At 67.3% G+C, this 24,024-nt stretch carries 29 protein-coding genes; 6 read left to right on the top strand and 23 right to left on the bottom strand.

The window, feature by feature from the left end:
• Nucleotides 1-96 precede the first annotated feature (96 nt).
• Nucleotides 97-2,415, top strand: a complete 2,319-nt coding sequence (clpA, locus tag H5V43_RS07895) for an ATP-dependent Clp protease ATP-binding subunit ClpA (protein ID WP_044662585.1) — start codon at nucleotides 97-99, stop codon at nucleotides 2,413-2,415.
• 215 nt (nucleotides 2,416-2,630) lie between these two features.
• Nucleotides 2,631-3,260 carry a glutathione S-transferase family protein gene (locus tag H5V43_RS07900; RefSeq protein ID WP_099185680.1) on the top strand — a complete coding sequence of 210 codons (630 nt, stop codon included), beginning with the start codon at nucleotides 2,631-2,633 and terminating at the stop codon, nucleotides 3,258-3,260.
• Nucleotides 3,261-3,330: 70 nt separating this feature from the next.
• Here the strand turns inward: H5V43_RS07900 and H5V43_RS07905 are convergent, their stop codons facing one another.
• On the bottom strand, nucleotides 3,331-4,068 hold the full coding sequence (locus tag H5V43_RS07905) for a Bax inhibitor-1/YccA family protein (RefSeq protein ID WP_025548846.1): 738 nt from the start codon (nucleotides 4,066-4,068) through the stop codon (nucleotides 3,331-3,333).
• A 120-nt stretch (nucleotides 4,069-4,188) separates the two neighbouring features.
• Between H5V43_RS07905 and thpR the strand changes: the two genes are divergently transcribed.
• Nucleotides 4,189-4,737, top strand: a complete 549-nt coding sequence (gene thpR, locus H5V43_RS07910; protein WP_099185679.1) for an RNA 2',3'-cyclic phosphodiesterase — start codon at nucleotides 4,189-4,191, stop codon at nucleotides 4,735-4,737.
• Nucleotides 4,738-4,768: 31 nt separating this feature from the next.
• On the opposite strand, the gene H5V43_RS07915 is transcribed toward thpR, so the two are convergent.
• The 11 genes from H5V43_RS07915 to H5V43_RS07965 all read right to left on the bottom strand — a co-directional run bounded on the left by H5V43_RS07915 (nucleotide 4,769) and on the right by H5V43_RS07965 (nucleotide 14,733).
• Nucleotides 4,769-5,317 carry a superoxide dismutase family protein gene (locus tag H5V43_RS07915; RefSeq protein WP_099185678.1) on the bottom strand — a complete coding sequence of 183 codons (549 nt, stop codon included), beginning with the start codon at nucleotides 5,315-5,317 and terminating at the stop codon, nucleotides 4,769-4,771.
• A gap of 369 nt (nucleotides 5,318-5,686) precedes the next feature.
• Nucleotides 5,687-6,745: an OmpA family protein gene (locus H5V43_RS07920; protein ID WP_193666800.1), complete on the bottom strand. Its 1,059-nt coding sequence runs from the start codon at nucleotides 6,743-6,745 to the stop codon at nucleotides 5,687-5,689.
• 190 nt (nucleotides 6,746-6,935) lie between these two features.
• Nucleotides 6,936-7,439: a DUF2793 domain-containing protein gene (locus H5V43_RS07925; RefSeq protein ID WP_025551972.1), complete on the bottom strand. Its 504-nt coding sequence runs from the start codon at nucleotides 7,437-7,439 to the stop codon at nucleotides 6,936-6,938.
• A gap of 33 nt (nucleotides 7,440-7,472) precedes the next feature.
• Nucleotides 7,473-9,668: a phage tail protein gene (locus H5V43_RS07930; protein WP_025551973.1), complete on the bottom strand. Its 2,196-nt coding sequence runs from the start codon at nucleotides 9,666-9,668 to the stop codon at nucleotides 7,473-7,475.
• A gap of 8 nt (nucleotides 9,669-9,676) precedes the next feature.
• Nucleotides 9,677-10,036: a hypothetical protein gene (locus tag H5V43_RS07935; protein WP_013039658.1), complete on the bottom strand. Its 360-nt coding sequence runs from the start codon at nucleotides 10,034-10,036 to the stop codon at nucleotides 9,677-9,679.
• 8 nt (nucleotides 10,037-10,044) lie between these two features.
• Nucleotides 10,045-10,863, bottom strand: coding sequence for a DUF2163 domain-containing protein (locus H5V43_RS07940; protein ID WP_025551975.1), 819 nt, complete (start codon nucleotides 10,861-10,863; stop codon nucleotides 10,045-10,047).
• The gene (locus H5V43_RS07945) at nucleotides 10,860-13,187 is read right to left on the bottom strand and encodes a DUF2460 domain-containing protein (protein ID WP_025551977.1); all 2,328 of its coding nucleotides are present in this window, start codon (nucleotides 13,185-13,187) and stop codon (nucleotides 10,860-10,862) included. Before H5V43_RS07945 ends, H5V43_RS07940 begins: the two co-directional genes overlap by 4 nt.
• The gene (locus H5V43_RS07950) at nucleotides 13,184-13,726 is read right to left on the bottom strand and encodes a tail tape measure protein (RefSeq protein ID WP_099185676.1); all 543 of its coding nucleotides are present in this window, start codon (nucleotides 13,724-13,726) and stop codon (nucleotides 13,184-13,186) included. Before H5V43_RS07950 ends, H5V43_RS07945 begins: the two co-directional genes overlap by 4 nt.
• An 82-nt stretch (nucleotides 13,727-13,808) precedes the next feature.
• The gene (locus H5V43_RS07955) at nucleotides 13,809-14,006 is read right to left on the bottom strand and encodes a phage tail assembly chaperone (RefSeq protein WP_099185675.1); all 198 of its coding nucleotides are present in this window, start codon (nucleotides 14,004-14,006) and stop codon (nucleotides 13,809-13,811) included.
• The gene (locus tag H5V43_RS07960) at nucleotides 14,003-14,329 is read right to left on the bottom strand and encodes a gene transfer agent family protein (protein ID WP_229742428.1); all 327 of its coding nucleotides are present in this window, start codon (nucleotides 14,327-14,329) and stop codon (nucleotides 14,003-14,005) included. The genes H5V43_RS07955 and H5V43_RS07960 overlap by 4 nt, the downstream gene beginning before the upstream one ends.
• Complete coding sequence (locus H5V43_RS07965; RefSeq protein WP_025552304.1) at nucleotides 14,326-14,733, bottom strand: phage tail tube protein; 408 nt, start codon at nucleotides 14,731-14,733, stop codon at nucleotides 14,326-14,328. Before H5V43_RS07965 ends, H5V43_RS07960 begins: the two co-directional genes overlap by 4 nt.
• Nucleotides 14,734-14,791: 58 nt before the next feature.
• Between H5V43_RS07965 and H5V43_RS07970 the strand changes: the two genes are divergently transcribed.
• Nucleotides 14,792-15,121 carry a hypothetical protein gene (locus H5V43_RS07970; RefSeq protein ID WP_025552306.1) on the top strand — a complete coding sequence of 110 codons (330 nt, stop codon included), beginning with the start codon at nucleotides 14,792-14,794 and terminating at the stop codon, nucleotides 15,119-15,121.
• Between the two features lie 245 nt (nucleotides 15,122-15,366).
• On the opposite strand, the gene gp17 is transcribed toward H5V43_RS07970, so the two are convergent.
• The 9 genes from gp17 to H5V43_RS08015 all read right to left on the bottom strand — a co-directional run bounded on the left by gp17 (nucleotide 15,367) and on the right by H5V43_RS08015 (nucleotide 21,596).
• Nucleotides 15,367-15,762, bottom strand: coding sequence for a tail completion protein gp17 (gene gp17 / locus H5V43_RS07975; protein ID WP_025552241.1), 396 nt, complete (start codon nucleotides 15,760-15,762; stop codon nucleotides 15,367-15,369).
• A complete protein-coding gene (locus H5V43_RS07980) occupies nucleotides 15,759-15,962 on the bottom strand; it encodes a hypothetical protein (protein WP_025552243.1) in 204 nt (67 codons plus the stop codon). The genes gp17 and H5V43_RS07980 overlap by 4 nt, the downstream gene beginning before the upstream one ends.
• A gap of 19 nt (nucleotides 15,963-15,981) precedes the next feature.
• Nucleotides 15,982-16,467, bottom strand: a complete 486-nt coding sequence (locus H5V43_RS07985) for a head-tail connector protein (RefSeq protein WP_025552245.1) — start codon at nucleotides 16,465-16,467, stop codon at nucleotides 15,982-15,984.
• Between the two features lie 124 nt (nucleotides 16,468-16,591).
• On the bottom strand, nucleotides 16,592-17,704 hold the full coding sequence (locus tag H5V43_RS07990; RefSeq protein WP_099185674.1) for a phage major capsid protein: 1,113 nt from the start codon (nucleotides 17,702-17,704) through the stop codon (nucleotides 16,592-16,594).
• A 128-nt stretch (nucleotides 17,705-17,832) separates the two neighbouring features.
• Complete coding sequence (locus tag H5V43_RS07995) at nucleotides 17,833-18,225, bottom strand: HK97 family phage prohead protease (RefSeq protein ID WP_044662600.1); 393 nt, start codon at nucleotides 18,223-18,225, stop codon at nucleotides 17,833-17,835.
• Complete coding sequence (locus H5V43_RS08000; RefSeq protein ID WP_025552246.1) at nucleotides 18,218-18,538, bottom strand: DUF6127 family protein; 321 nt, start codon at nucleotides 18,536-18,538, stop codon at nucleotides 18,218-18,220. Before H5V43_RS08000 ends, H5V43_RS07995 begins: the two co-directional genes overlap by 8 nt.
• Nucleotides 18,539-18,561: 23 nt before the next feature.
• Nucleotides 18,562-19,692, bottom strand: a complete 1,131-nt coding sequence (locus H5V43_RS08005; RefSeq protein ID WP_099185673.1) for a phage portal protein — start codon at nucleotides 19,690-19,692, stop codon at nucleotides 18,562-18,564.
• A 113-nt stretch (nucleotides 19,693-19,805) separates the two neighbouring features.
• Entirely contained in the window at nucleotides 19,806-20,144 is a 339-nt protein-coding gene (locus tag H5V43_RS08010; protein ID WP_044662602.1) for a hypothetical protein, read from the bottom strand.
• A 126-nt stretch (nucleotides 20,145-20,270) separates the two neighbouring features.
• Nucleotides 20,271-21,596, bottom strand: coding sequence for a DNA-packaging protein (locus H5V43_RS08015; protein WP_025552161.1), 1,326 nt, complete (start codon nucleotides 21,594-21,596; stop codon nucleotides 20,271-20,273).
• 65 nt (nucleotides 21,597-21,661) lie between these two features.
• On the opposite strand from H5V43_RS08015, the gene H5V43_RS08020 reads away from it, so the two are divergent.
• Both H5V43_RS08020 and H5V43_RS08025 read left to right on the top strand, forming a co-directional pair.
• Nucleotides 21,662-22,108 (top strand): acetyltransferase, encoded by a 447-nt coding sequence (locus H5V43_RS08020; RefSeq protein ID WP_037484348.1) that lies wholly within the window; start codon nucleotides 21,662-21,664, stop codon nucleotides 22,106-22,108.
• A 121-nt stretch (nucleotides 22,109-22,229) separates the two neighbouring features.
• Nucleotides 22,230-22,577 carry a hypothetical protein gene (locus H5V43_RS08025; protein ID WP_128830892.1) on the top strand — a complete coding sequence of 116 codons (348 nt, stop codon included), beginning with the start codon at nucleotides 22,230-22,232 and terminating at the stop codon, nucleotides 22,575-22,577.
• Between the two features lie 181 nt (nucleotides 22,578-22,758).
• Here the strand turns inward: H5V43_RS08025 and H5V43_RS08030 are convergent, their stop codons facing one another.
• Both H5V43_RS08030 and H5V43_RS08035 read right to left on the bottom strand, forming a co-directional pair.
• Nucleotides 22,759-23,307, bottom strand: a complete 549-nt coding sequence (locus H5V43_RS08030) for a hypothetical protein (RefSeq protein WP_128830893.1) — start codon at nucleotides 23,305-23,307, stop codon at nucleotides 22,759-22,761.
• Nucleotides 23,308-23,437: 130 nt separating this feature from the next.
• A complete protein-coding gene (locus H5V43_RS08035) occupies nucleotides 23,438-24,001 on the bottom strand; it encodes a hypothetical protein (RefSeq protein WP_044663186.1) in 564 nt (187 codons plus the stop codon).
• Nucleotides 24,002-24,024 lie beyond the last annotated feature (23 nt).

The following is a 24,024-nucleotide window of genomic DNA, read 5'->3' on the forward strand; positions in this document are numbered from 1 at the left end:
TTCCGGCGGTCAGGATGCCCATCTTGATCCGCCGTCGAGCAATGCCGACATATGGTTCAAGACAGCCCCTCATTGGGGGTCAGGAGTATAAGAGACATGCCATCTTTCGCACCCGCCCTTGAAACCACCCTGCATAATGCGCTGACCCACGCATCGGAGCGTCGTCACGAATATGCGACGCTGGAGCATCTGCTGCTCGCGCTGATCGACGACGAACATGCGTCGAAGGTGATGCAGGCCTGCGGCGTGGAGCTTGGCGAACTGTCCGACGCGGTGACGCAATATCTGGATACCGAACTCGACAGCCTGAAGGTGGAGGGGGCAAGCGACCCCTCCCCCACCAGCGGCTTCCAGCGGGTGGTCCAGCGCGCGATCCTGCATGTCCAATCCTCCGGAAAGGATGAAGTGACGGGAGCCAATGTGCTCGTCGCGCTTTTCTCCGAGCGGGAAAGTTATGCCGTCTACTTCCTCCAGCAACAGGATATGAGCCGCCTGGATGCCGTCAGCTATATCAGCCACGGCGTCGGCAAGGGCACGGCCGCCCCTGAACCGCGCGAAACCAAGGGCGCTCAGGAGGAGGAGAAGAAGGCGCAGGACAGCAAGGGCAAGAAGGACAGTGCCTTGGAGCAGTTCACCGTCAACCTCAATGAGAAGGCGGCGCGGGGCAAGGTTGACCCGCTGATCGGCCGCGCTTCCGAAGTCGACCGGACCATCCAGATCCTGTGCCGGCGATCGAAGAACAACCCGCTCTATGTGGGCGACCCGGGCGTGGGCAAGACCGCCATCGCGGAAGGCTTGGCGCGCAAGATCGTGGAGGGCGAGGTTCCCGACGTCCTCAAGGAAGCGGTGATCTACTCGCTCGACATGGGCGCGCTGCTTGCCGGAACCCGCTATCGCGGCGATTTCGAGGAGCGGCTGAAGGCGGTCGTCACCGAGCTGGAGAAGATGCCGCACGCAGTCCTCTTCATCGATGAGATCCACACGGTGATCGGCGCGGGCGCGACCAGCGGCGGCGCGATGGATGCGTCCAACCTGCTGAAGCCTGCCCTGTCGGGCGGCACGATCCGCTGCATCGGCTCCACCACCTACAAGGAGTTCCGCAACCATTTCGAGAAGGACCGCGCCCTGCTGCGCCGGTTCCAGAAGATCGACGTCAACGAACCCACGGTCGAGGACACGATCAAGATTCTCGCCGGGCTGCGCAGCGCCTTTGAGGAGCATCACAACGTCAAATACACCCCCGACGCGATCAAGGCGGCGGTGGAGCTGTCGGCGCGCTACATCAACGACCGCAAACTGCCGGACAAGGCGATCGACGTGATCGACGAGGTCGGCGCGATGCAGATGCTGGTCGTGCCGTCCAAGCGCAAGAAGACGATCACCCCCAGGGAGATCGAGCAGGTCATCGCGACCATGGCCCGCATCCCTCCCAAGACGGTCTCGGCGGACGACAAGTCGGTTCTCGAAACGCTCGACACCGACCTCAAGCGCGTCGTCTTCGGCCAGAACCGGGCGATCGAGGTGCTGTCCTCCGCGATCAAGCTGTCGCGGGCGGGCCTGCGCGATCCCGACAAGCCGATCGGCAACTATCTCTTCTCCGGCCCCACCGGCGTCGGCAAGACGGAGGTTGCGCGGCAACTCGCCCATCTGCTCGGCATTCCGCTCCAACGGTTCGACATGTCGGAATATATGGAACGCCATTCGGTCAGCCGCCTGATCGGCGCCCCTCCGGGCTATGTCGGCTATGACCAGGGCGGCCTGCTGACCGATGCAGTGGACCAGAATCCGCATAGCGTGCTGCTGCTGGACGAGATCGAGAAGGCCCATCCGGACCTGTTCAACATCCTGCTCCAGGTGATGGACAATGGCCGCCTCACCGATCATCACGGCAAGACGGTGGATTTCCGCAACACCATCCTCATCATGACCACCAATGCCGGTGCGTCGGACATGGCGAAGGAAAGCATCGGCTTTGGCGAACTGACCCGCGAGGATGCGCAGGAAGACGCGGTAAAGAAGCTCTTCACCCCCGAATTCCGCAACCGCCTCGATGCCATCGTACCCTTCGGCTATCTGCCGCCGGAGATCGTGGCGCGGGTCATCGACAAGTTCGTGCTGCAACTGGAACTGCAACTGGCCGACCGCGACGTCCACATCACCCTGGACGACGAGGCGAAGGCCTGGCTCACCAAGCGGGGCTATGACAAGCTCTATGGCGCGCGCCCGATGGGCCGCCTGATGCAGGAGAAGATCAAGCAGCCGCTGGCCGAGGAACTGCTGTTCGGCAAGCTGGTGCATGGCGGCGAAGTCCATGTCCGGCTGAAGGACGACGCCCTCGCCTTCGAAATCACCCCCGCCGCCCCCAAGAAGGGGAAGAAGGGTGGCAAGTCGAAGCCTGCGGAACGGGCGAAGTAAAATAGCGCATCAACGGCAATCATGACAAGGGCGGCCCCTCGGGGTCGCCCTTGATCATTCGTGCCTGCCGAAGAAACCGGCCACGGATCAGCACGGCCGATCCTCCCCGCGGCATCAAGCCTCCCGAACCGCTGGACCGCCTGCCGAAGCGAGAACTTGCGGATTGCTCTCCATCGGGCACAAGGATGGCTCACGCCAGATGCGGGAGAGTCGCGATGTCGAACGAAATCACCCTCTACACCAATCCGATGTCGCGCGGGCAGATCGCCCGCTGGATGCTGGAGGAAGTGGGAGAGCCCTACGACATCGTCGTGCTGGATTATGACGTCGGCATGAAGTCGGCCGATTACCTCGCGATCAACCCGATGGGCAAGGTTCCCGCCATCGTCCACGCAGGCAAGGTGGTGACCGAATGCGCCGCCATCTGCGCCTATCTGGCCGATGCCTTTCCCGCCGCCGGCCTGGCGCCCGCCACCGATGGTCGCGCCGACTATTATCGCTGGCTCTTCTTCGCCGCCGGCCCGGTGGAGGCCGCCATCACCAACAAGGCGCTCGGTTTTGCCGTTCCCGAAGGCCGCGAGCGTCTGGCCGGCTATGGCACGTTCGACCATGCGATCGATGCCCTGGAACGCGCCGTCTCCGGACCAGCCTGGATTTGCGGCGACCGGTTCACCGCCGCCGACGTCTATGTGGGAGCGCAGGTCGATTGGGGCCTCAGCTTCGGTTCGATCCCCAGCCGCCCCGTCTTCGAAGCCTATGCGGCGCGCCTGCGCGAGCGCCCGGCCTATAAACGGCAAAAGGAACTGGACAACACCCTGATCGCAAAGATGCAGAAGCCCGCCTGAAGCACCCCCAAAGCAAAAGGCCCGGCGAACCACTTCGCCGGGCCTTCCCTTATTTCAGCTAAAGCCGTCTTCAGTTGCGCTGATTGCCCATGAAGCGCAGCAGGAACAGGAACATGTTGATGAAGTCGAGATAGAGGTTCAGCGCCCCCATCACCACCGACTTGCCCATCATGTCCGTTCCGGCGACATAGGCATAGATGCTCTTGATCTTCTGCGTGTCATAAGCGGTCAGACCCGCAAACAGCAGCACGCCGACGAAGCTGATCACCAGATTCATGGCGCTCGACCGCAGGAACAGGTTGATGAGGCTGGCGACCAGCAGACCGACAACACCCATGATGAGGAAGGTGCCGAAACCCGAAAGGTCGCGCTTCGTCGTATAGCCCCAGAGGCTCAGCCCCGCAAAGGCAGCCGCCGTCGCGAAGAAGGTCTGGGCAACGGACGTGCCGGTATAGACCAGCAGGATGGACGAGAGCGACAGGCCCATCACCGCGGCATAGGCCCAGAACATCGCCTGCATCGCGAAGGTCGACAGACGGTTGATGCCAAAGCTCATCGTCATCACGAACAGCAGCGGCGCGAACATGATGACATATTTCAATATGCCGGGTCCGGCCAGTATCTGGTAGGCAAACCCGCTGGAGGCGAACAGCATGGCGACGACGCCCGTCAGCAGCACGCCGCTCGCCATATAATTGTAAACCGACAGCATATAGCTGCGCAGGCCAGCGTCATACGCCTCCCCGCGCGCAACGGTCGTGCCGCCAAAACCCGCAACGTCGGAACGCGGATCGGACCAATTGGCCATGAGATATTCTCCTTCACCGGCATCCATGCGGCCGGTTCCCTCATTATCGGCTTATCGCGCTTCCAATTCAAGCCGCGAGCGCAATCTGACTTATCGCCGCGAAACAGCTATAGGAAGGCGATGCACCGCCTGTTCGTCGCCATACGCCCGCCCGCCGACATCCGCGCCGGCCTCATCGCCCTGATGAACGGGATCAACGGAGCGCGCTGGCAGGACGACGACCAGTTGCACATCACCCTGCGCTTCATTGGAGAGGTCGACCGCCACCAGGCCAATGACGTCGCCGACGCACTGGCGAATATCCGCTTTTCGCCCTTCCGGACCGCACTGTCCGGCGTGGGCTGCTTCGACCGCAAGGGCCATGTCAACGCGCTCTGGGCAGGCATGGAGCCACGCGCACCCCTCGCCCGGCTTCATCGGAAAGTGGACCGCGCCTGCATCGCCGCGGGCCTGCCGCCGGACGATCGCAGCTATCTGCCGCATATCACCCTCGCCCGCTTCGGACGCACGGCCGGCCCGATGGACGCCTTCATCGCCCTTCATGCCGGCCTGGCAAGCGCCCCATTCACCGTCGATGAGTTCGCCCTCTATGAAAGCCATCTCAGCCAGAACGGCTCGACCTATCATTTGATCGAACGCTATCGGGCGGACAGGAACGATCCCGAATAAGACGCGATTGTCGCAAGCGTTCCCGGCGAATTCAGGTCGACAGCGCGCCGCAGGCCACCCGTCCACCCGCATTGCCGGCAGGATCGGTCTTGTTGTCGTCCGCCTGCGCATGGATCACCAATGCCGCGCCGTCGCCGTCCAGCAGCGGCGTCGCGCCTCCGCTGATGGTCCCGCCGGGGATGACATATTCCATTTCGCCCGAACCGTCGGCGCCGGCGATCATGTTCGGCATATCGCCCATGTGCATGCCCGCAGGATTATCCTTGCCATGCTTGTGACCCGTGGGATTCCAGTGCCCGCCAGCGCTCGTGAAATCGGGCGGCGTGCAGGTTCCGGTGCCGTGGATATGCACGGCATGCATGCCCGGCGTCAGCCCTTGCGCGCGCACCAGCACATGCAGGCCATCGGTCGCCTGCGTCACCGTCGCCTCTCCGCGCGGCGATCCGTCCGCGGCCAGCAGCTTCGCATGGGCCACAGGCGCGGCGGCGTCGCTTGCAGGGGCCGTCCCCGACGACCCGGTCGCACAGGCCGATGCCAGGGCAGCCATCGTCAATGCCAGAAGAATTGCGGCAATTTTCATGATGAACCAACTCCGAGAAGAACGCTGCAAGGCGAACGCAACATGACGGTCTTTGTTGCCTAAGCGATCCGAAATGTCACCGCTTTTCATCCTGATCATGCCTTTGGCCGGAGGGCACAAGCCGCTCCTCCAAGGGCGCTCGAGCAAGACAGCGGCTCGCCAGGGACCAATCCGTTGCACGCAACTTCCGCATTGCCAATGGCATTGGCAGCACCAGAGGCTGGCCGGGCGTGAACAGCATCTTCCCCGATTTGATCCGAAGCCCGCTACAGGCGAGTTCCCGGCCCTCCCTGTACAAACCGCATGGAAAAAGGGGCCGGTCTTTCGACCAGCCCCTCGATCCCTTCCCATCCCGAAGGATGGAAAATCTTACTGACCCGAACCCGGACCGTAGGTGATTTCCACGCGACGGTTCTGCAGTTCGCGGACGCCGTCGGCGGTTTCGACGCGGGGGTTCGATTCACCGAACGCCTGGGTCGTGATCACGCCGTCAGGAATGCCCTTCGACGAGATATATGCCTTGACGGCATCGGCGCGACGCTGGGACAGGCCGACGTTGTACGAGGCCGAACCCGAACGGTCCGCATAACCCGCCAGCATGACCTGCGCGCTGCCGCAGTTGCTGTAGGCCGAAACCGCATTGTCCAGAATGGTGGCGGCGTCAGGCGTGATGTCCGACTTGTCCCATTCGAAGAAGACGATGTACGGCCCAGGGCTGCACTCAGCGACCGGCGGCGGAGGCGGCGGGGGCGGAGGCGGCGGGGGCGGCGGCGGAGCAGCCGGTTCACCACCGAAGTTGTAGGTCAGGCCCAGCAGCAGGCTGTGGGTGCGCAGCTTGGTGTCGACCGACGAGCCGGCGGGGCCACCGATGGTGGTGTAGGCCGGGATCAGCTTGATGTCGTCCTGGTTGAAGAAGCGATACTTCAGCGAGACGTCGACATTGTTGGTCAGCGGATAGCGAACGCCAGCCAGCGCCTGCCAGGCGAAGCCGGTGTCGGAATCGTTCACCAGATCGTTGGCCAGCTTGCCGCGCGAAACGCCGACACCGCCGCCGACGAAGCCCTGCAGGCCGTCATCGGGACCGAAGTCCAGCAAGCCGTTCAGCATGAACGACAGAGCCGAAGCCGAACCGCCGAAGCCGCTCTTGTCCAGATCCACCTTGGCGCGCTTGTAAGCGGCCTCGGCCTCCAGACGGAAACCGCCGAAGTCATAACCGATATTGGCGTCACCATCGAAGCCCTTGTGGTAGTCCACGCCGGCAACCGTGTTGCTGGCAGCGCCGCCATTGCCGGGGGTGAAGGTGATGTCCTGATCTTCGACGAGAACAACGCCGGAATCGATACCGATATACCAGCTATTGTCACGCGCCAGGGCCGGGGTGGCCAGGGCGCTGGTCGCAAGCACAGCCGCGAGGGCAAGCTTCCGCATCTGAATTCCCCTTTCAAAAGTGTCACGAAGGACTGCTGAAACCCTGTATCGGGTAGAAAGTTTCATGGCAAGTCCACAATTGGCAAAACTGTTGCAAAAATAACGCAGTTAACCCTGTCGCCTTCCGTTGGCTCCTAATTCGAAAGGGCAATTCTGGTAAAAGGCGGACACAGCGAAAGTCACAGCAGGATCAGCTTGCGATCAGTCCATGTGTCCGCAGCGCGCCCAGAATTGCGGCAAGGGCCGAACGCGCCTCCACGTCGACTATGGCGCCGCCCGCCGGATTGGCGACGGCCGCCACGGCCGCGCCCACGACCCGCTGCCCACCGACATAGACGCCATCTGCCCGCACGGCGGAATCCTCCCAGCGCGCGCCGTCATGCCGCATGACATGCCCCCGGTCCGCGACCCATAGGGAAAGGCCCGCGCGGGGCGCGGCGAAACGCCATCCCCCTTCGGTCCAGCAGGCCAGGGCCCCATCCTGCCCTTCCCAGGCGCCACCTGCCCCGGCGGCCACGATCCAGCAGTCGCCAACCGTCGGCGACGCGGGCGGCTCATCCCGGTCGGCGCTTTCCACGGCACCATGCAGCAGCATGTCGATCCGCGCCAGCGCCTCGTTGTGAAACAGCTCCTTCTGCGCCTGCCCGGCGAAAAGCTGGGGCAAGGCCCAACGGAGCGTCGAGTCCATCACCATGATTCGATTGTCCTTTTCTTCAGAAAATGGCCATCAGCCGACCAGAACGATCCGCGCCGCACGCCCCAGCGCATAGGTGCCGATCTGACGGATCTCGACCGCCAGCCCGCCCGAATGGCCCATATCCTCCGCCACCGCGGCCGCGTCATAGGTCCAGGGCGAACGGTCGGTGACGATCCTGCGCAGTTCCGTCGACCCTGCCCACAGGCGCAGTTCATAGCTCTCCCGATCCTCGCCCAGGGGCACGTCGGCCCCGCCGGTCCAGCGCCACCCGCTCCTGCTGCGCCTGGTCCAGCCGACGATCCAGCCGCCATCTCCGTCCGCACGCGCCGTGACATGCACCGGGGAAGGCGGCGCCAGGGCTTCCCCCCTTATCGTCAACAGCGCATCGGCCGGCTCGCTGTCGCCGACCCCGATCGCGGAGACATGGAGGCTGCCGCCAATCTCCACCCCGCCATAAGCGGCGAGCTCGACCAGCCGGTCCTCCTCCAGCAGCAGGAAGGCCTCGCCCTCGCCGTGGGAATCCATCGCCCATTCGGTTCCGAACAATCCCCGCCGCAGCCCTTCCAGCCGGAAACTGGCCGCGCCGGTCTGCACCACATGGCTGAACTGGACCAGTTCCCGCCCGACGAGGCACAGATTGCGCCCCAGCCCCAGCGCCGCCTCGTCCGCCCCCGCCAATTCCATGTCCGCCGACAGCAGAGTGACATGGAGGGCATTGATCCGGTCGATCATCGTCACGCTCCCCGCGGCCAGTCCATTGTCCGTTCGCCCCATCACGGCGCGGCCGGCCGTCCGCCCGGCAGGCGAAGCCTCCCCCGTCGCACCGACCACGAAAAGCGCCGCGCCGCGCCACGCCTCGCCACCGCTCGCCGCCGCCACGATCAGGGGAGCGGCCGCCGCCCCTTCCCTGATCGTGGGCAGATCGGCCAGCATCAGCGTGGTCGGGCCATGCGGCGTGTCGGCCTGCCGCACCATCGCGCCGGAGGACGCCCCCGGCGGCATCGCGGCGCCCGCCCCCGGCAAGCGCCTCAAGGCGAGGCGCACGGCCATCGCCTCCCATTCGCGCTCCTCTATCCGCCACCGGCCCGGCACGCCTTCCACCGCGACGACATCGCCCGGCGCATGGCGCAGCGCATCCCATCCGCAGCGCAGCGTCATGGTCGATCGCCCCGCCCAGGCCATCCCCAGCTTCCGCGCCGCCAGCGACCGCGCCTCCTCGCCCGACAGCACCATCGGCAGGTCCACCCCCTGCTCCAGCCGTCCCGGCCCCGGCCGGCCGATACGCTGCACACCCGCCTGATAGTCGCGCGCCGGATCATGATAACGGATCGACAAGGCCGCCGGCACGCTGTCCGCCGCGCCGCCCGCATGCTCGAACCCGTCCAGCGCCCGCCCATTGACCGACCGGCACAGCGCCCCCGCCGCGATCGCCGCCGTCCCTTCTCCCTCCGCGGCCCGCAGGCGCAACCCCGCCTCTTCCGCCACGAAGGCCAGGCCGAACGCCTCCACCAGCGGCGCCAGCGCATCGCCCACATCCGCGCCGCCCGCCGCCATGCCGGCGACCGCGCCCAGCCCATCGCCGGTCAACATCCCCCCGCTCAACGCCGCCGCCAGACCGGCAATCGCGACCGGCCCCTCGTCCGCCTCCACCTCGAAGGTCAGTGAAGGAATGCGGTTGCCATAATCCGCCAGCGCCAGATCCTCGAACACGGCATAGGCGATCCCGCGATGCGCCGGCGTCGCTCCCACGCCCTCCGCTGCCGCGATCAGCGGATCGACCGCCTGATCCTCGCCTCCGCCATGCAGCCTGAACGCCCCCAGCTCGGTCTTGAAGTCCCCCGCCGCCCCGCGCAGCAGGTTGCCGTCCGCCCAGATGCGCCGCACCGACCGCACGGCCCGCGCCGACAGCGCCACGGCAAAGCTCGCCGAATAGCTGTAGCTGGTGACGCTGGGCCGCCCCTTGCCTCCGCCGCTCCTGTGCCTCGTCTCCTTGAGGTCCGTCGCCCAGATCACGGTTCCCGCCACCCGCAGCGTCCCGAACAGCCTCGGCACCTGCGACCCATAGGTCGACGTCTGGACCTGAACCTCGTTCAGCCGCCGCCCCTCCACGCCCTTGGGCCTGAACAGCACCGCATGGTCGAAGGCGTTGCCGATCAGCCCGCCGATGGCGCCCCCCAGCGGCCCGCCAATGGCCGTGCCAAGGGCGGTCAACACGATCGTCGCCATAGATTCTCCTATTCCGCCCGCCAGTAACCCAGCACCGGCCAGGGCGAAGGCCCCGGCATCTCCACGACGCGCCCCACGCCCGCATGGGCATGGACATGCCCGCCCGGCACGACGATCATCAGGTGCAGTTGCAACGGCCCCGGCCGCACCAGCGCCAGATCGCCCTCGCGCGCCGCATCGACCCGCCGCAGCCCCGCCGCGCGCAGCCAGTCCGCCGCCCGGCCCTCATCCCCGGACCGCAGCCCATATCCCTCCGGCGCCGCCCGCCCCAGCACCAGCGCCGCCAGCCCGACGCAATCCAGCCCCCGCTCGGGCAGCCGCCCGTGCAGGCGGAACCGCACGCCCACCAAGGCGCGGGCCGCCGCCACGACCCCGCTCACGCCGCCCCCGGATAGCGCGTCAGCAAATCCGTCCCCGGCAGATAGGGCTCCCCCCGAAAATTCACCGCATTGCCGAACCGGCCGACGCACGTCGCCAACTGCCGGTCGCACCCCTCGGTCAGCAGCGCCAGCGCGCCCGCCTCCACCGCAAAGGGCGGCGGATCGGTTAGGCCGACATCCTCGGCGCCATTGTCGATCACCCCCTGCACTATCCCGCCATTGGCCCCGGTCAGCCAGCGCAGCGTCCCGAAGGCGTAGGCCCCCGGCTCCAGCCCGGCCACGCTCGCCACCGCATCCTCCACCGCGCCGACGGCCACCACGCGCCGCCGCCCGGCCAGGTCGACCCGGCACTGCCTGTCCCCCAGCGCAGCCCGGCAGTCCGGCGAAGTGGACGGCGCGACAGAAGCCTTCAGCGCCGCCATCGCGCCCACCAGCTCCGCTGAAAAAGCCCCCGCCTTGCGCGTCACGGCCCCGATCTCCCCCCGCGCCAGCAGCAGCCACAGATCGCCCGGCGCCTCCCACTCGGTCAGCCGCAACTCCAGCCCGGCCCCGTCCCAGCGCCCCGCCATCAGGTCCGCCTCGCTGATCGCATCCGCCACCAGCGCGCCTTCGACATCGCTGTCCGCGCCCTCCACCCCGATGCCGCTGCGCACGGCGGAAGGCGTCATCCCCGGCGCCGCCCGATAGAGCAGATGGCCGATCTCCAGATCGCGATCATGGCTCGTCAGCCCGATCGTCACCCCGTCCCGCCGCTCGATCCGCCAGCAAAAGGCCAGCGTCGCCAGCGGCTTCTCCAACGCTTCCAGCCCGCTCATTCCCTGATCTCCACCAATGGCACCGACGGCGCCTCGCCCGCCGCGAAGGTCGCCCGGTTGATGTCCAGCCGGTCCTCGGCAAAGCGCACCGGCACGTCAAAGCGGAAACCGGCCGTCAGCACCGCCCCCTCGGCGGGCGCGACATCGAAGGCGATCACGCCCAGCCCGGCATGGCTCCAGCCGCCCATCATCTCCACGCCGTCCACGGCGACCCGGATGGTCCCCGCCACCGGCCGCGTGATCCGCCGCGCCTGCGCCTCCTCGCCCGCGCCGTAGAAGCGCTGCAAGGGAAACTCCGCCCGCACCCCGTCGCCCAGCCCCAGCCGCTGGTCCAGCGGCCCCGGCGCCTCCCCCATGCCGCAACTGCGGTCATCGAAGGGATCGCTGAACCGGAACCCCCGCGCCGCGCCGCGCCGCGCCCGGAAGAAGGCGATCAGCGCCGCCATGTCCGCCTCCGACCGCACGCCCGGCCCGGCATCGAAGGACAGGCGCGCATTCGCCCAGTCGCTGCTGCGCCGCTCATGCCCCGAAACGCTCTCCACGACCTGCGTCGAAAAGGCCGGCGCGACACTCGCTTCCCGTCCGACGCACAAAGGAAAGGACACATCGTCAAAGGCTTGCATATCTTCCTCCCCATTTAATCTGAAGCAGGTGAAGCCGTCCCGCGCCACCTGCGGCAGCGCCCAGATGAAGGTCGCCGCCGTCCCCCGCCGCACCGCCGCATCCGCCGCCGCCGCGATCTCCCGCCATTGCGCGGCATCCTCGCCGCGCAGCACGAAGCCCGAAAGATAATGCTGCGCCTCGACCGGATAGCCGAGCCGCTCCACCGCCAGTTCGACGCCCCGCGCCGTCAGCCGCTCGCGCCCCTGCGTCACCCAGTCATAATCTTCCAGTTGCAGCACATCGAAGGCGGGCGACGCCCATCCCAACGGCATGTTCGCCCGCTTGGCTTCCGGCGCCAGCGGATCGAGCACCGTGGGCAGATAGGCGAGCAGATGCGTCACCGCCCCCGGCGCCACCCCCTTCACCCAGGCGCAGAGCGCCGCCGTCGATGCCGCCAGCACTTCGCCCGCCCGGTTCAGCAACGCCTTCTGCCCGGCGCTCAGCGTCCCCCGCACATCCGGGATCGACACCAGCGCCGTCCCGAACGCCGCCCGCGCCGCATCGTCATACAGGCAGATGCGCCCGTCGGCGGGCATCACCCACCACCAGGGCTCGCCCACCTGAAATCCGATCTCGAGTCCAGCCGCCAACCCGATGGAAACAAAGGCCCCTGCCACCAGCCGCAAATAGCTCATCGCCCCGTCATGCGCAGGGGAAAGCAGGGTGGAGGGCGGCGACCAGCCCGTCAGCGCGGGCGCGCCATCCTCCGCCCGCTGCTTCCAGTCGTTCCAGCAATGCGCGTCGAACAATTCATAGGAAAGCGACCAGATCACCCCCAGCCCCAGCGCCTTCGCCCGCCGCGCGAAATCGGCATGCCAGGCGGCGCAGGGCGCGTTCAGCACCCCGCCGGCCTGGCTGATGTAAAATCCGCCGGCCAGCGGTTCCAGCCGGAAATAATGGCTCATCCCGACATAATGGTTGATGTCCCCGCGATAGCCCAGCGCATGGATCGACGCGACGATCCGCTCCGGCGTCTGGTTGAAGCAGTCGTCATAGCCGGTCGCCATCGACAGCCCATGTTCGGGCAGCACCGCATCGCCCACGCGCAGCACCGACCCGGCCCCGTCGCAGCGCATGTCGGAAAGCTCGCACCACCCCTCGACCCCGCCGGCAAAGGCGGCGCTCCCCGCATCGTAACCGGGCGCGGCGAGGGAGATGAACATCCGGTCCACATCGCCTGCCCAGACCTCTTCCCCTTCGCTCATCAGGAATCCGCTTCTGAGCGCGGCAAAATCCAGTGTGATGACAGCATCTTCCGGCCCGCCGCTCGCATAGTTCCACAAGCGCACATACCAGGCCCGCGCATGCCCCGCCGCGTCCCTCCCCTCGATGGTCAGCGTCGGCCCATGCGTCTGGTCCAGCCGCCGCAGCCCTCCGCTCCGCCAGCGGAAGCGCAGCACGCAATCGCGAAAATCCCGATCCGTCTCATAGGCCAGCAGGGCATGGCTCCACTTGTCCTCCGCCTCCCAGATCAGCCCCGCCAGATCCCCGGACCCGTAAAAGACGGCATCCACCCGAAGCGCGTCCGGCGCGGTGGTGACGACACCCGCCATCATCGGCCGGGGAAAATTGACGGTCCAGTGCGTCGGCGCGAACCGCTTCATGAACCGCGCCTCCTGCCCCCGCCGCGCATCGGCCAGCCAGTAAGCCAGTCTACTCATCCGCTTATCGCCCCCCTGACCGCCCGGGCCACCTGCCGCGCGCTGCGCGCCAGCAATCGGGCGCTATCCGCCCCCTGCCCCTGCACCGCGATGCTCACCCGCACATCCCGCGCGCCACCACCGCCATGGGGAACAACCTGCCCGCTCGCGGTGGGCACAAAGACCTCCGGCCCCCGCTCCCCCACGACATAGGCCCGCCCCGGCGCCACCGGCCCGCCGGTAGCCCGCCCCGGCAAGCCCAAGGCGGACGCCGCCAGCCCGATCAGCCCGCCATCGCCGCCGATGCCGTTCATCCCGGCCCGCAAGGCGCTGGCCGCGATGTCGTCCAGCACCCGCAGCGCAATGGCCTTCAGCTCCTCGAAACCGAACTGCCCGGTCCGCACCGCCCGCAACAACCCCTGCTCGATCCGCCGCCCGGCCCGCTCCGCTCCCGTCGCAAGAGGCCCTTCCAGCTCCCCCCGCATGGCCTCGACATCCCGCGCAAAACCCTGCCTATCCGCCCGCACCCGCACGACCAGATTGTCGATCTCCTCGTCCATCCCTCTCACCTCGCAACCGAAAAGAAAAAGCCCCTCCCTTCAGGGAGGGGTTTGGGGGAGGGGAAAGCCCCACATTCCAACCTCAATCCGGCATCCCAGCCCGCAACCTCTCCAACTCCCCGCGATCCATCCCCACGCGCGCCTCGTCCTCATCCCCATGAGCCGCCCGCAACACGCTCTCCAGTTCCGCGGGCGTCGACCGCCAGAACTCCTCCGGCCGCCATCCCAGCAACCACCCCGCGACCCCTGCCAGCCGCGCCGCCGTTTTGAAAAAGCTCATCGTCCCCCCAAAATCTGCCCGAGTATCCCGCGCAGAACCGGCGTCAGCTTCGCCAGCCCCGCCGCCACGATCGCCTCGCCCAAAGCCTCCCGCGTCAAGCCGGCCGGCGGCTCCGCCAGGCAATGCCAGAACAGCCCGGCCATCTCGCCCAGCGACAGCTTCCCGTCCGCCGCCCGCTCCACCAGCGCGAACAACGGCCCCAATTCCTCCTCGGCCGCCACCAAAGCCGCGAAACTGGGCCGCAGCACAAGGCGCTCCCCACCCAGTTCCAGCGCAGCCTCGCCCCGGGCACCGTTAGCGGGGGCGCCATTGCCCCCGCTCACAGCGACACCACCGGCCCGGAACTTTCCAGGCTCAGCGCATAGTTGCGCTCGCCATTATAATCCCCGGCATAGTCCAGCCGCGTCACCAGAAAGCGCCCGCGCATCTTCTCGCCGCTTTCGAAGCTCAGCTCATAATCCTCGATGGTCCCGGCCAGCGCATGGTTGCGCAGCCGCACCTCCGCCGCCGATCCGGTGAATATGCCCGCCGCCGACACGCTGACGGATCGCACGCCCGCACCCGACAGCAGCTCGCGCCAGCCGCCCGATCCCTTGTGCGTGACGTTCACCGCCTCGCCGTTGACGGACAGTTGCGTGGTCCGCATCCCGGCCACGGTCGCATAGGCCGCAGGCGCCCCGCCATCGCCTATTTTCAACAGAAACGCGCTTCCTTTTTCCACGCCCATGGCGCATTCTCCTCTACGATAAACCGTGCAAGATTCGGGATTTGGAGAGAGGCCCCCTATGTTCGTCACCGCCCCCCTGATGCTGTTGCTGGCCGCCGCTCCGCAGGGCGGCGTCGATGTCGGCACTGGCCGCAAGGACTATTCGCAGTGCCTGTCGAAACAGATTCAGCCCGCCATCGACAAGAAACTGTCGCTCGGCGATTTCCAGTCCGCGCTGAAGAGCGAATGCGGCGCCAAGGAAGCCGCCTTCCGCGCCGCCATCGTCGCCGACGACAAGTCGAGCGGCATGTCGGACAAGGACGCGCAATCGGACGCCGACGACCAGATCAGCGAATATCGGGACAAGATCGTCGGAGAATATGAAGACTATTCGAAGCCGGGCAGCTAAGCCCACCCCTCCCCCGCTTCACCGCCGTCCCCGCGAAAGCGGGGACCCATCCTCCCCCGCGACGCCGACGGGCCGCCTCGGCTAGAGCCAATCGACATTCAGATGATGACGAGCCGAGCCGAAGGCCACCGAAGGTAAAATGATGGTTTTCCGTGACCCGGAGCGCAGCCTACTCAAGGTAGGTGAGCACCGGAAGCACGGAAAAGTGTCATTTGCAGGCCGTCAGGGCTGAATGTCGATTGGCTCTAAGCCCGCACCACCCGCACCCGATAATCCGCCAGGGCCTGCCACCCGTCCCGCGCCGCCGTCCGCGTCACGCGGGACCGCACCAGCCGCGCGCCAACGACCCGCCAGCCCTCCACCGGCCCCAGCGCCCGCATCGCCGCATCCACGCGCTCCAGCAGGCCGCCCAGCCGCGCAGGCGCCTCCCCCACGTCGAACAGGCTGACCGCCACGGTCAGTTCCCGCCCCTCCACATCCTTCGCGCCCCAATCCAGCGCGATGCAGTCCCCCACCACCCCATAGGGCGCGCTGGCCCGTCCCGGCGCGCCGTCGAACAGCCCGTTCACCCCCGCCATCAAGACGGCATCCCCACGCAGGGCCGCAACCACGGCTCCACGCACCGCCACCTCCGCGCTCATCGCCGCCCCCCTCCCGAATGCCGCACCGCTTCCCGCAGCGCCAGATCGCCCATCCACCGCGCCTTCAGCCCGCGCCCGGACAGCCGCACAGCCTCACCCTCGACCTGCGCCTCCACGCCGGCCGCCGCCAGAGCCGCGGCAATCCCCCGCCGCCGCGCCTCCATCCGCGCCTCGACCAGCGCGCCCAGCCATCCCCTCATGCCCACCGCCCCCTCATGCTCATGCCAGCCGCATCCGCCGCCATGGCCGCCACAGCGCGCTCACCACGGCGGGCGGCGTCGCCACGTCCCCGCCCCGCGCCGCGAAATGCTCCGCCGCCAGCCGCACGATCCCCTGCCGGATCGCGTCGGGCAGCGCATCCTCATCGACCGCCAGCCCCGCGCGATAGCGCACCACGACCTCCCCCGGCCCATCGACCGGCCGCGCCCGCACCCAGCCATCGCCGGAAGCATCGATGTCGATCGCATGGGCCTCCGGCGCCAGCGCCACGCCGGCCGCCTCCACCCCCTCGATCGCCACCACCGGCCGCGCCGTCAGCCTCTGCCAGCTCCCGTCCGCGACGACCGTCTCCGACGCCTCCCGCACCACCAGCCACTGCCCGATAAACTGCTCGCATAGCCCCGAAGCGCTTCCCAAAAGCCGCTCCAGCACGCCATCCTCATCATCCGACCCGATCCGCAACCAGGCCTTGAGATCCGCCAACATGGCCCCTCCCACCAAAAAAGGGGACGCCCCGCAGGACGCCCCCAGTCTTTCCTTCTCCCCTTGTGGGAGAAGGATACGCAGCCTTAGCGGCAAGGCCGCTTAGGCGAAGTTGGATGAGGGGTGATCAGGAAGCCGCGAACTTCATCAGCTTGATCGCCTCCGAATTGGCCACGGCCCCGCCGATCCGCTTCACCGCATAGAAATGCACGAACGGCTTGTTGCTGAACGGATCGCGCAGGATGCTGGTCTCGCTGCGTTCGGAAATCACATAGCCCGCCTGGAAATTGCCGAACGCGATCGACAGCGAACCCGCCGCAATGTCCGGCATGTCCTCGGCCTCGACCACCGGATAGCCCAGCAGCGTCGCCGGCTGCCCCGCGCTCAGCGAAGGCTGCCAGATGAACGCCCCGTCGCTGGTCTTCATCTTGCGGATGACCGACAGCGTGGCCGAATTCATCACGAAGCAGGCCCCCTGGCGATAGGGCGCGCGCAACGCCTGCACCAGGTCGATCAGCCTGTCCTGCCCCGAAGCGGCAAAGGCCCCCGAAGCCCCCGACGCCACATATTGCAGCGACCCGAAGGCGCGCACGCTGTCCGCCTCATTGGTCGTCGTATAGGTCAGGAAGCCCTTGGGCTTGTTCGTCCCATTGCCGTTGACGAAGGCCGCGCCCTCCGCCGCCGCGAACTCGCGGGCGATCTCCCCGGCCAGCCAGCCCTCGACATCGAACTGCGCATCGTCCAGCATCGCCTGGCTCGCCGCCGGATTGGCGTAGAGCTCGCCCGAAGGCGGCACGATCTCGTTGAAGCTCGGCGTCGCCGTCTCCGCCCGCGCGCCCGTTTCGCTGGCCCAGCCGGACACGATGCCGCCCGACGTCACCAGCTTGCGATAGCCCGCCGTCCCCGTCCGCACGACATTGGCGATCGACCGGATGGGCGAAATCGCCTTCAGCGTCGCGCCGATGATCTGGTCGATCTCCCGCGGCACCGCATAGCCGCCCGCCGCGCCCGAAGCGCCGGAAAAGCTCTTGAGCTCGACCCCGGCCTCGAGCCCCTGCCGCACATAGCGCTCGACGAAGGCGGCCCGATGCGGATCGACCGCCCCGCCCTTCACGCCATCCAGCGCGGGCCTCTGCTGAACCAGCAGCGCCCCCCTCAACGCCGCGACCTCACTTTCCAGCCCGGCAATACGCTCACCCTGCGCCACCGCGTCAAAGCTCGCTTCCAATTGATCCGTCATCCACCACTCCCACGAAAAAGGGCGGCCCACCGGACCGCCCGAACAGCTCCTTCTCCCCTTGTGGGAGAAGGATACGAAGCCTTGGCGGCAAAGCCGCCCAGGCGAAGTTGGATGAGGGGTAAGGCCCCCTATTCCACCGCAATCACCCGAGCCAGATCCTGCATCGGATGCGTGACGACGCTCACCTCCACCACCTCCAGCTCCAGCAATTCCCGGGGCGAGACCCCTCTCGCCTCCCGCACCCGATAGCCAAAGGACAACCCGTCCACCGCCTTCTCCCGAAGCGCGCGACCCGCCTCCCGCCCCGCCGCCGTCCGCCCGGAAACCCGCCCGATCACGCGCAGGCCCCGCGCATCCTCCTCGACCTTCTCGACCGTCCCGATCACCTCGCCGGGCCGATGCTGCCACAGCAGCGGCACCCCCGCCGCCACCCCGGCAAAGGCCCCTGCCCGCACCACGTCGCCGCCCCGGTCCACCCGGTCGAACACCGCCGCATAGCCGGCGAACCGCACGTCACTCATGCGCCAGCCCCAGCAGACCCAGCTTCACCGCCATCCCCAGCAGCATCAGCGCGGTGACGATCCGCACGACCCAGGCGACGACCGCGCCCCGCGCAGCCTTCTTCGCATCGCGCCAGCCGCCCAGCAGCTCGCGCAGCTCCCGCACATCCGCCTCCGCCCCGCGATCCGCCAGCCCCAGCCGTTCCAGCGCCCGCCCCGCGCCCAGTTCGCTCGCCTCCTCGACCAGCGCGCGGATCATCAGCATGTCCGCCCCCGCCGGCTGCGCCTCGGCCTGCGCCACCAGCCGCGCCAGCATCTCCCCATCATATTTCATCACCTGCCTCCGCGCCCGTCGCCTCATCCCATGCCCAGCATCGCCTTCTTCTCCTCCGCCGACAGGAAGTCCGCGGCCGCCACCCGGTCCCACAGCGCGCTCCTCTCCTCGAACAGCGCGGGCACCGCATCCAGGTCGGCGCCCAGGCACAGCGCCGGCCACCAGCCCTGCAGACCCTGCGCCAACCCGCCCCAGATCTTCGCCAGCAGCGGCAGGATCGTCTGCCGCCACAACGCCCGATTGGCCTCGCGATAATTGGCGTAGCTATTGTCCCCCGGCAGCCCCATCAGCATCGGCGGCACGCCGAAGGCGAGCGCGATCTCCCGCGCCGCCGCCGCCTTCAGCCCCACGAAATCCATCTCGGCGGGCGTCAGGCTCATCGCCTTCCAGTCCAGCCCACCCTCCAGCAGCATCGGCCGCCCGGCATTGGCCGCGCCGGAAAAGGCGACCTCCATCTCCCGCTTGACCCGCTCGAACTGCTCGGGGCTCATCACCGACCCGTCGCCCGGATCGTAGACCATCGCGCCCGAAGGCCGCGCCGCATTGTCCAGCAACGCCTTGTTCCACACCGTCGCCGCATTGTGGATCGCCACCGCCCCGGCGGCCGCCCCCACGCAGCCCAGCCCATAATGATCGTCCAGCGGATGCAGCGCCTTCAGGTGCACGATCCCGGTCCTTCCAGCGCCATCCTCGGGCGACAGCCGCGTCACGCTTTCCCCGACGCGATAGAGATAGGCCGCCGGCCATCCCCGCGCATCCGCCTCCACGCCCACCCGCTCGGGCCGCAGCGCATACAGCTCGCCCGGCATCCCGTCCGCCCCCAGGATGATCTGCACATAGGCATTGCCATGCAGCAGCAGATGGCCCGCCACCGTCTCCACCAGCGACTGGCCGGACGAACAACGCGCCACCAGCGCCTTCACCCGCGCCCGAACCTCCTCCGCGACGCCGCCGACGACCAGCGCGGTCCCGCCAGCCCCCTCCGACACCAGCCGCAGCGCCCTCTGCGCCACCGGATTGCCGATCACCCCGGCCCGCACCTGCTGCTCATAGCTGGCCGGCCACTCGCCCAGCGCGACCCCGCCCGAACCCCAGGCACGCGCCAACACCGGCCGCGCCCCGCCGCGCGCCGCCTTCACCCCGAACAATTTCATGGACCCACCCACCGACAAAAAATCCTCCCCCCGGAACGGAGGGAGGATCGTGAAGGTCTGCAGCGCTCAGCCGCCTACCGAAAACCGGACGGGTCTGCCCCGTCCCCGAACTCTCAGGGATTGCGGGCCAATACCCGATCGCAGGCGGAATTGGTCCCCTCGCTCTTCCCGATCACGCGCCCCGCCACGGCGCCCGCCGCACCGGCCAGCAGGGATTCGCCCAGACTGCCGCCGGCCAGCGCGCCGACGCCGGCCCCGCCCGCCGCACCGATCACCGTGCCCTTGTCCCGCCCCTTCTTCGCCTGGAGCAGGCAATAGCGCACATCATCCCGATCGCGCGGCGCGGCCCGCGCCACCCGCGCCCGCTCCTTGCCGTTCAGCGAAGCCGCCAGCACCGGCGAACCCACCAGAGCCAGCCCCGCCGCAGCCATCGTCCATCCGGCCAGTTTCATGACCAATCTCCTTGCAAATCAGACGAAAGGACTACGCAAACACCAGGTCATTGTTCCCCCATTACGAACCGGCAATGTCGGTCGATCATGGCCATAGCGCTCCTGCCTCCGCAGGACCGCGCAGGATCAGGCATCCCCCCAAATCCCCCGCACCCGCGCATCCCCGCGCCGCCCCAGCATCAACTCGGTCAACCCCCACACCAGGGCGTCGGCCCGATCCGGCGACCGCCCCGGCCCCTCATAGCCGCCGCCCAGCATCATCCCGCACATCTGGTCCTCCAGCGCGGGAAAGCCGCCCCGATGCGCCACCCGCCCGGCCTCATAAAGGGCCGCCACCGGCTCGGCCCGCGCCACCTTCCCCCGGCTCGCATGCACCAGCCGCACGGGCAGCCCGGCCTCGGCGGCGCGCAGCACGCTCTCGACCATCGCCCCGCCATTATTCGCCTCGGCCACCACCCGGTCCGCGCCATGCACCAGCGCCGCCGCCGCCACCGCCCGCGCCCAGCCCTCCGGCGTCGCGCCCTCCACCGTCGCATCGGCAATCACATAGGCGCGCCGATCCGCCCCCAGCCCGACGACCACGATCCCGCAGGCATCGCCATGCGCGGAGGCGGGCGGATCGACCGCCACCACCACCCGCGCCAGCCCGCCGCGCACATGCGCCACCCGGCACCGCTCCAGCAGATCGCGGGTCCACAGCGCGCCCTCGACTTCCTCGATCAACTCGCCCTCCAGCTCCTGCCGCCCCAGCCGCGTCCCGCCATAGCTCCGCTCCATCGCCGCCAGGAACCCTTCCGCCAGATGCGCGACATTGTCCGCCGTCCGCCCCCGCGTCACCACCACGTCGCCGCCGTTGCGCGCCACCAGCCCCCGCACCAGGGCGACGGGCCGCGGCGTCGTCGTCGCCAGCACGCGCGGCGCGCCGCCCAGCCGCATCCCCATCATCAGATTGTCCCACACCGCCTCGCCGCCCGCCCATTTGGCGATCTCGTCGGCCCAGCCATGGCTGAACTGCGGGCCGCGCAGCCCCTCCGCCTCCGCCGCGCCGTAAAGCGTGGCGATCGCGCCATTGGGCCAGACCAGCTTGCGCAGCGCCGGCGCGAAGACCGGCCGGTTCCACCAGGGCGCGATGGACAACAGGCCCGACGCCCCCTCCACCATCACCGCCCGCGCCTCGCCCAGCGTCGCGCCGACCAGCGCGATGCGCGCCGCCGGATCGCTCTCCGCGACCGAGCGCACCCACTCCGCCCCGGCCCGCGTCTTGCCGAACCCGCGCCCCGCCATCATCAGCCAGATGCGCCAGTCCCCTTCGGGCGCCAGTTGCTCCGGCCGCGCCAGCCAGCGCCAGTCATGCGCCAGCGCATCGGCCGCCGCCGCGCCCAGCCCGGCCAGCACCCGCTCGCGCGCCGCCTCCGGCAGATGCGCCAGCCGCTCGAAATCCGAAAGGGCCATGCGCCCGCCTCCATTCATCGATTTTCCACGGCGGCCGATTTGGCCGATCAGCCCCACATCCCTATATGCCCGCCATGAGTTCCATCCGCCCCGCCCGCGCCGCCGACGGCGCCCGCCTGCTCGACATCTGGCGCAAGGCCGTCGACGCGACCCATGATTTCCTGACTCCGGCAGACCGCACCGCGATAGAGGCGGAGGTCGCCGCCTTCCTCCCCCACGCGCCCGCCTGGCTCGCCACCGACCCGGACGATCACGCCATCGGCTTCATGCTGATCGACGGCACGCATATGGAGGCGCTGTTCATCGACCCCGCATGGCGCGGCCAGGGGGTCGGGCGCCGCCTGATCGACCACGCCCTGTCGCTCCACCCCACGCTCACCACGGACGTCAACGAACAGAATGCGCAGGCGATCGGCTTCTACGAAGCCATGCGCTTCGCCCGCACCGGCCGCTCCGACCAGGACGGCCAGGGCCGCCCCTACCCCCTGATCCACCTCCGCTACGCCCCCTGACGAGATAGCTGAAACGACCAGTTTTTGTCGTTCTTCGAGCCGCTCTGCGTCCCGAAAACCTGCCGTTGCAGGAATTGCTCGAAAGCCTATGATCAGCAAGCGCTTGGTCTGAGGGAAAATAATGTTTGTTTTTTGGTGGATGGGTCGAGGCTATGTCACCGCGCTAACCATATTTGGCACAATGATGGTTTTTGCGCTCATGCTCCAAATTGCGCAGCCCCTACTACCAGATCAACGATGGTATTGGGGGCTGTCGTTAATTGCAGCGGCTATGGTCAACTGGAAAGCGGGCAGCTATTTTAATCGAAAACGTTTGGCGAAGACACCTAAAAGAAATTTGAAGGAACGGCTACTGTATAAAGCTCCAAATCGCTTTATGTCTGTCCCAATGGAGACGTTTTCGATCGCAATATTTGCCGCCGGTTTAGCCTTGACGATCTATGGTGTCCTATATCCAGATGTCGGATAATCATCTTGCGTTACCCCAAAGCCGACTGCCCGCAAACCACCCTCCATCGGCTTTCCCGGCCTACGAATCGCGTCCAGCTTCCTGTAACCCGCTGGTCCGGCTCGGGATTAGAAAACTGCCCAGCGGCAAGCGACCATTTGTTGCCGCTTGGATCAGTAATTCGGGTTCCCGATTGCCGCCACTAAACGACTTGGCCGTTTGGTAATCGATACGGCACATGCAGAGCAGGATCGGGACTTTCGTGCCACTTTACGAGAAAATCCCAAGCTGCCTTTTCATGTGGGTGCGCCAGCCATCCCAGTTCCTCCCGATTTTTTCGATAGGTTTCGAGTAGCCCAGTTAAGGATTGCGGTATGCGATCAAGCCGGTCCTTGATGAGTCCGACCCACAGGTCAGCCGGAACCGGCAAGCCGTGTTCGACTTGAAAACGGCCCAATACATCGTCGTTCGCTATGTAATAGCCGACGAAGCCTCCCTGAAAAATACCGCTCTCCGTTCCCGGCTTATGTTGGTTCAACCACTGCCGAAGAGCGGGAATGTCGATGCCCACAACACCGAGAAGTCGAAACCCCCAAGGCCTGCGTTGCGCATCGGGATCGAAATAGGACGCGATCTCGCCAGACGATTGTTGCATCCAAACTTTATTCGCACCTTTGAAAAGGCGTTTTTCGAAAAAGCCTTCAGATTGAAAGGCTCGTGACAACTCCGTCCGAAAACTGCGAATGTCCATCGCCTACACCTATTCTACCGAAGCTGAGCTACAGATAGTTTCCTATGCCGACAGCCCAGAATTTCAAATGGATCTTCCGCAATCGGGAGAAATTCCGCCAAAGCCGCCATCCCCCTACCCCCCAAATCCCCTACCCCCCACTCCGCTTCCGCACCTCATCCAGCGCCACCCGCAACCGCTCCACCGCATCCTCGCCATCGGGCCGCTCCACGCTCTCCAGCCGCTGCATCTCCTCCACCTCCTTCTCATGCGCCCTGAACAGCAGCGCCTGGATCATGTGCGGATGCCCCCGCCTGATCTTCCGGCTCTTGACCGCCCCTTCCCCGTCCAGCACGATCTCCTCATCCTCCGTGCCGAACAGCGCCTGCCGCAGCATCAGCGCCCGCAATTCCTCATGCCCGATGCTCAGCGCCTGCTTCCAAGCCCGCGCAAATGCCGGATCGCGCCGCTTCAGATAATAGACGGTCGACAAGTTCCGCCCGACGACCCGCGCCGCCTCGCTGACGTTGCAAGTCAGCGCCAGCGTCTCCAGGAACTTCTGCCGCAGCGCCGGCGTCCAGCCATTCCGGCGCACCGCGCGCATCTGCGGCGCGACGCCCAGCGCCCCCTGCGGCCCATTCTCCAGCGCCAGCACCCGCTCGGGCGCATCGGCCCGCCCGCCGAACCGGCTCCTCTTCCCTTCTCCGTCCGCCACAGCCAATCCCCCGCATGCAAAGC

Origin of the sequence: Sphingobium fuliginis (assembly GCF_015074805.1) — a bacterium.
Taxonomy (GTDB): domain Bacteria; phylum Pseudomonadota; class Alphaproteobacteria; order Sphingomonadales; family Sphingomonadaceae; genus Sphingobium; species Sphingobium fuliginis.

Coding starts and splice junctions, on each gene's coding strand:
- clpA (WP_044662585.1), top strand. CDS start 97: ATGCCATCTTTCGCACCCGCCCTTGAAACCACCCTGCATAATGCGCTG.
- H5V43_RS07900 (WP_099185680.1), top strand. CDS start 2,631: ATGTCGAACGAAATCACCCTCTACACCAATCCGATGTCGCGCGGGCAG.
- H5V43_RS07905 (WP_025548846.1), bottom strand. CDS start 4,068: ATGGCCAATTGGTCCGATCCGCGTTCCGACGTTGCGGGTTTTGGCGGC.
- thpR (WP_099185679.1), top strand. CDS start 4,189: ATGCACCGCCTGTTCGTCGCCATACGCCCGCCCGCCGACATCCGCGCC.
- H5V43_RS07915 (WP_099185678.1), bottom strand. CDS start 5,317: ATGAAAATTGCCGCAATTCTTCTGGCATTGACGATGGCTGCCCTGGCA.
- H5V43_RS07920 (WP_193666800.1), bottom strand. CDS start 6,745: ATGCGGAAGCTTGCCCTCGCGGCTGTGCTTGCGACCAGCGCCCTGGCC.
- H5V43_RS07925 (WP_025551972.1), bottom strand. CDS start 7,439: ATGGTGATGGACTCGACGCTCCGTTGGGCCTTGCCCCAGCTTTTCGCC.
- H5V43_RS07930 (WP_025551973.1), bottom strand. CDS start 9,668: ATGGCGACGATCGTGTTGACCGCCCTTGGCACGGCCATTGGCGGGCCG.
- H5V43_RS07940 (WP_025551975.1), bottom strand. CDS start 10,863: ATGAGCGGGCTGGAAGCGTTGGAGAAGCCGCTGGCGACGCTGGCCTTT.
- H5V43_RS07945 (WP_025551977.1), bottom strand. CDS start 13,187: ATGAGTAGACTGGCTTACTGGCTGGCCGATGCGCGGCGGGGGCAGGAG.
- H5V43_RS07950 (WP_099185676.1), bottom strand. CDS start 13,726: ATGGACGAGGAGATCGACAATCTGGTCGTGCGGGTGCGGGCGGATAGG.
- H5V43_RS07955 (WP_099185675.1), bottom strand. CDS start 14,006: ATGAGCTTTTTCAAAACGGCGGCGCGGCTGGCAGGGGTCGCGGGGTGG.
- H5V43_RS07965 (WP_025552304.1), bottom strand. CDS start 14,733: ATGGGCGTGGAAAAAGGAAGCGCGTTTCTGTTGAAAATAGGCGATGGC.
- H5V43_RS07970 (WP_025552306.1), top strand. CDS start 14,792: ATGTTCGTCACCGCCCCCCTGATGCTGTTGCTGGCCGCCGCTCCGCAG.
- gp17 (WP_025552241.1), bottom strand. CDS start 15,762: ATGAGCGCGGAGGTGGCGGTGCGTGGAGCCGTGGTTGCGGCCCTGCGT.
- H5V43_RS07980 (WP_025552243.1), bottom strand. CDS start 15,962: ATGAGGGGATGGCTGGGCGCGCTGGTCGAGGCGCGGATGGAGGCGCGG.
- H5V43_RS07985 (WP_025552245.1), bottom strand. CDS start 16,467: ATGTTGGCGGATCTCAAGGCCTGGTTGCGGATCGGGTCGGATGATGAG.
- H5V43_RS07990 (WP_099185674.1), bottom strand. CDS start 17,704: ATGACGGATCAATTGGAAGCGAGCTTTGACGCGGTGGCGCAGGGTGAG.
- H5V43_RS07995 (WP_044662600.1), bottom strand. CDS start 18,225: ATGAGTGACGTGCGGTTCGCCGGCTATGCGGCGGTGTTCGACCGGGTG.
- H5V43_RS08000 (WP_025552246.1), bottom strand. CDS start 18,538: ATGAAATATGATGGGGAGATGCTGGCGCGGCTGGTGGCGCAGGCCGAG.
- H5V43_RS08005 (WP_099185673.1), bottom strand. CDS start 19,692: ATGAAATTGTTCGGGGTGAAGGCGGCGCGCGGCGGGGCGCGGCCGGTG.
- H5V43_RS08010 (WP_044662602.1), bottom strand. CDS start 20,144: ATGAAACTGGCCGGATGGACGATGGCTGCGGCGGGGCTGGCTCTGGTG.
- H5V43_RS08015 (WP_025552161.1), bottom strand. CDS start 21,596: ATGGCCCTTTCGGATTTCGAGCGGCTGGCGCATCTGCCGGAGGCGGCG.
- H5V43_RS08020 (WP_037484348.1), top strand. CDS start 21,662: ATGCCCGCCATGAGTTCCATCCGCCCCGCCCGCGCCGCCGACGGCGCC.
- H5V43_RS08025 (WP_128830892.1), top strand. CDS start 22,230: ATGTTTGTTTTTTGGTGGATGGGTCGAGGCTATGTCACCGCGCTAACC.
- H5V43_RS08030 (WP_128830893.1), bottom strand. CDS start 23,307: ATGGACATTCGCAGTTTTCGGACGGAGTTGTCACGAGCCTTTCAATCT.